The organism is Mitsuaria sp. TWR114, assembly GCF_007997345.1.
Genome location: NZ_VOSR01000423.1, coordinates 1 through 4,604, shown reverse-complemented (window position 1 = coordinate 4,604; position 4,604 = coordinate 1). Strand labels below are relative to the sequence as shown.

Genomic DNA, 4,604 nt, shown 5'->3' with positions numbered 1-4,604 from the left:
GAGGAGGCCGCGCGGCGCGAGACGCCGGCCTGGGTCTTCAACCGCAGCGCCTGGCCCGGCATGGCGGCCTGGGACGCCTGGCTGCGGCTGTGGAGCCCTTACCAGCTCAATCCCTTCAACCTCGATCCGCTGCGGGACATCGTGCGACGCCATGTCGATGTCGACGCGCTGCGCGAGGGACCGATCAAGGTCTTCGTCACCGCCACCTCGGTGCGCACCGGCCAGCCGCGGGTGTTCAGCGGGGAGGACCTGGGCATCGAGGCGCTGATGGCCTCGGCCTGCCTGCCGCACAGCGCGCAAACGGTGGTGATCGACGGCGAGCCCTTCTGGGACGGCGGTTTCTCGGGCAACCCGGCGCTGTGGCCGCTGGTCTACGGCACCCACTCCGACGACGTGCTGCTGATCCAGATCAATCCGCGTGAGCACGCGGGCATTCCCCGCACCGCGTCCGAGATCGACGACCGCATCAACGAGATCACCTTCAACGCGAGCCTGGTGGCGGAGCTGCGCGCGATCGCCTTCGTGCAGCGGCTGCTGCGCGACCGGCGCATCGATCCGACGCGCTACAAGCAGATGCGGCTGCACCGCATCGCCGACGAGGACGGCCTGGCGCCCTTCGGCGCGTCGAGCAAGCTCAACACCGACCCGCGGCTGCTGACCACGCTGTTCGTGCTCGGCCGCGAGGCCGCCGACAAATGGCTGACGACCTGCGCGCGGCACGTCGGCCACGACAGCACGCTGGACATCGGCGAAGTGTTCCTGGCCAACCGGGTGCGCAACGCGCGGCCGGCGGTCAAGGCGCCAGTGAAGGCGCCGGAGAAGGCAGTGGCGAAGGCGCCGGGCAAGGCGGGTAAGGGCGGCAAGGCCTGACCCTGGGACGCAGGGTCGACGGTCGACCGGCGGCGGCGGCGGACTTTGCCGTCCGCGGCGCGACACCGCGACCGCCGCGTGGCCTTCGAGATCAGCTCAACCGCCGAAAGCGCAATTCCTCGATCAGCGTGTCGTTCCCCACCGTCTTGACGCGCTGCTCGACCACCTCGACGCGGCCGTCGGCGGCGAGCTGGCGGATCTCGCGCGCGGCGCTGTCGAAGACCAGCGGATGCTCCAGGCCGGAGCCGGCGTGTGGCAGGTCGACAAGTTCCCCGGGGGACGAGTCGAGGAACACGGTCATGGCGATCGAACTCATGCTGGACCTCACGAGCTGGACGAACACGGCGCGACTTTATGCAGCATCGCAGCAAGTGCAAGGGCCTGACCCTGGCATTTCATGACTTGGATTCGGTCACCGCACCTGCCGGCATGCTGCGGCCGGTGTTGACTGCCGGTCCTCGTCGAAGCGCATCGCGTTCCAGCCATGGCGGCCCCAGTACCGCCAGTCCTGCACCATCACGTCGACGGGCAGCGTGCGGCGCGGAACTCGCGCAGCGTGTCGACGATCTCTCCGACGAATGGAAGCGTTTACGGCAGTGGATGTAGTCGTAGCTAGATTGGTATTACCAGTGTACGAAGATAAGTTGTCTGGACTTACCAATACAAACACCTAGGGAGCGCGGTGGGATCCGCGGTCATCCTGCCGGGGCCGATCACTCCGCAACCGCAGCCCTTGAGCACGACATGACCCTCTCACGACGCCCCCTTTTCACCCGCCGCAGCATGCTGGCCGCAGCCGTGGCTGTGCCGCTCGCTGGCGCTTCTGGCCTGACCGCCTCGGCGCCGCGACGCGCGCAGGAGCGGGCCGACCATCTGCTCTGGTACCGGCGTCCCGCCACGCGCTGGGAGGAGGCGCTGCCGCTGGGCAATGGCCGGCTCGGCGCGATGGTCTTCGGCCGCGTGGGTCAGGAGCGGTTGCAACTCAACGAGGACACGCTGTGGGCAGGGGCTCCGTACACGCCCGACAACGCCGAGGCCCTGGCCGCGCTGCCCGAGGTGCGTCGCCTGCTCGACGAAGGCCGCTACAAGGAGGCCACGGACCTAGCCAGCGCCAGGATGATGGCCCGCCCGCTATGGCAGATGGCCTATGGCTCGCTGGGGGACCTGCTGCTCGACTTCGACGGCGCCGAGGCGCCGCGCACCTACCACCGCGAGCTGGACCTGGACACCGCCATCGCCACCTTGCGCCACGAGAGCGCGAGCGTCTCGATGCGGCGCGAGGCCTTCGTGTCCGCGCCCGATCAGGTCGTGGTGCTGAACCTGCAGGCCGCGCGCGGGCGCATCGCCTTCGAACTCGCCTGCCGCGGGCCGCGCAAGGCGACGTACGCCAGCCCCGATTACCAGGGCTCCGCGACGGTGCTGGTGGCGGACCAGCCGGTCGACTGGATGCAGCGCGAAGAGGCTGGCTTCGAGCAACCCGATCACGTGAAAGTTGCCGACGACCAGGGGGCCTTGCTCGTCACCGGCCGCAATGAGGCCGGCCCCGACACGGCCCCGGGACTGACCTACGCGATGCGCGTGAAGGTCGTCACCGACGGCCGCGTCGAGGTGACACCCGAGGGCCGGCTGCGCGTCAGCGGTGCCCGCAACGCGACGCTGTTGATCGCGGCCGCCACCAGCTACGTCAACTTCCGCGACACCAGCGGCGATCCCGTCGCCACGGTGCGCCGGCACACCGAGGCCGCAGCCGCCAAGCCCTACGCCGCGCTGCGCCGCGACCACGTGCGCGACCACCAGTCGCTGTACCGCCGCTTCACGCTGGACTTGGGTCGCACGCCCGCCGCAGGGCGGCCCACCGATGAGCGAATCGCCGCCGCCGAGAAGTCCGACGACCCGGCACTGGCCGCGCTGTACCTGCAGTACGGCCGTTATCTGCTGATCGCCTCATCGCGCCCCGGCACGCAGCCGGCCAACCTGCAGGGCATCTGGAACGAGGGCGTGAATCCGCCCTGGGGCAGCAAGTACACGATCAACATCAACACCGAGATGAACTACTGGCCCGCCGACGCGGCGGCGCTGGGCGACTGCGTGGAGCCGCTGCTGCGCATGGTGGAGGAACTGGCCGTCACTGGCGCGCAGACCGCCAGGACGATGTATGGCGCGCGTGGCTGGGTGGCGCACCACAACACCGACTTGTGGCGGGCCGCGGCGCCGATCGACGGCCCGCTGTGGGGTCTGTGGCCCTGCGGTGGCGCCTGGCTCTGCAACACGCTGTGGGACCACTGGGATCACCAGCGCGACGCCGCGCTGCTCAAGCGGCTGTATCCGCTGCTGGAGGGCGCTTCACAGTTCTTCCTGGATACGCTCGTGAAAGACAAGGAGGGCCGCGGCCTCGTCACCTCGCCGTCCATCTCGCCCGAGAACTGGCATCCCCACGGCTCATCGCTGTGCGCCGGCCCGGCGATGGACCGGCAGATCCTGCGCGACCTGTTTGACCGCACCGTGCATGCCGGCCGGCTGTCGGGTGCCGATGCGGACTTCCTGGACCGCGTGGCGGCCGCGCGCTCAGCGCTGGCACCCGACCGCATCGGCCGGCAGGGGCAACTCCAGGAGTGGCTGGAGGACTGGGATGCCGGCGCGCCGGACCAGCAGCATCGCCATGTCTCGCACCTGTACGCCGTCTATCCGAGCAGTCAGATCAATCCGCGCGACACCCCCGAGCTGCTGAACGCGGCCAAGACCAGCCTGCGACAGCGCGGCGACCTGGCGACCGGCTGGGGCACGGCCTGGCGGCTGTGCCTGTGGGCGCGCATGGGGGAAGGCGACCATGCCCACCAGGTACTGAAGACGCTGCTCGGGCCCCAGCGCACCTACCCCAACATGCTGGACGCCCATCCGCCATTCCAGATCGACGGCAACTTCGGCGGCACCGCCGGCATGCTCGAAATGCTGGTGCAGTCGTGGGGCGGCGAGGTCCATCTGCTGCCCGCGCTGCCCCAGGCGTGGTCCCAGGGCGCCGTGCGTGGCATGCGCGTGCGCGGCGGCCTGGACCTGGACATCGAATGGCGCGACAGCCGTCCCGTTCGGCTGTCGCTTCGCGGCCCTGCCGGTACGAAGATCCTGCTGCGCCATGAGGGGCGCCGGATGACGGTGATGCTGGATCACCGAGGGAGGGCGACCCTCGACGGCGGGGCGTTCTCCCGCCAGTCGCCACCGGGGATCGGCTAGTCCTGGTGCCCGGCCGCCCAGGTGCAGAGCAGCATGGCGATGCCGGTTCACATCCCGCGGCAGCGGGGTGCGTTGATGCCGCGACGCCTAGGTCGGCGTGGCCACCTTGAACCGGGAGATCGCCTCCGTCAGCGCCAGGGCCTGCTGGCGCAGGCTCTCGGCCGCCGCGGCGCTTTCCTCGACCAGGGCCGCGTTCTGCTGTGTGCCGCGATCGATCGCCGCCACCGCCTCGTTCACCTGCACGATGCCCTGGGTCTGCTGCTCGGTGGAGGCGTTGATCTCGCCCATCAGGTCGGTGACCTTGCGCACCTGCGACAGCACCTCGCCCATGGTGCGGCCGGCCTCCTGCACCAGCTCGCCGCCGGCGTCGACCTTCTCGACGCTGTCCGAGATCAGCGTCTTGATCTCCTTGGCCGCCTGCGCGCTGCGCTGCGCGAGCGCGCGCACCTCGCTGGCCACGACCGCGAAGCCGCGGCCCTGTTCCCCGGCGCGCGCGGCTTCCACCG

General features: G+C 70.1%; 4 protein-coding genes. 2 read left to right on the top strand and 2 right to left on the bottom strand.

Annotated features, from left to right (window positions below):
• On the top strand, positions 1 to 870 hold an 870-nt coding region (locus tag FUT87_RS28890; protein ID WP_404935409.1), incomplete at its 5' end, for a patatin-like phospholipase family protein.
• Positions 871 to 961: 91 nt separating this feature from the next.
• Here FUT87_RS28890 and FUT87_RS15665 read toward each other — a convergent pair.
• Positions 962 to 1,186 carry a hypothetical protein gene (locus tag FUT87_RS15665; RefSeq protein WP_147241610.1) on the bottom strand — a complete coding sequence of 75 codons (225 nt, stop codon included), beginning with the start codon at positions 1,184 to 1,186 and terminating at the stop codon, positions 962 to 964.
• A gap of 467 nt (positions 1,187 to 1,653) precedes the next feature.
• Between FUT87_RS15665 and FUT87_RS15660 the strand changes: the two genes are divergently transcribed.
• Positions 1,654 to 4,098 (top strand): glycosyl hydrolase family 95 catalytic domain-containing protein, encoded by a 2,445-nt coding sequence (locus FUT87_RS15660; RefSeq protein WP_147241609.1) that lies wholly within the window; start codon positions 1,654 to 1,656, stop codon positions 4,096 to 4,098.
• An 87-nt stretch (positions 4,099 to 4,185) separates the two neighbouring features.
• On the opposite strand, the gene FUT87_RS15655 is transcribed toward FUT87_RS15660, so the two are convergent.
• Positions 4,186 to 4,604: methyl-accepting chemotaxis protein (locus FUT87_RS15655; RefSeq protein ID WP_255511866.1), on the bottom strand; the 419-nt coding region annotated here is incomplete at its 5' end.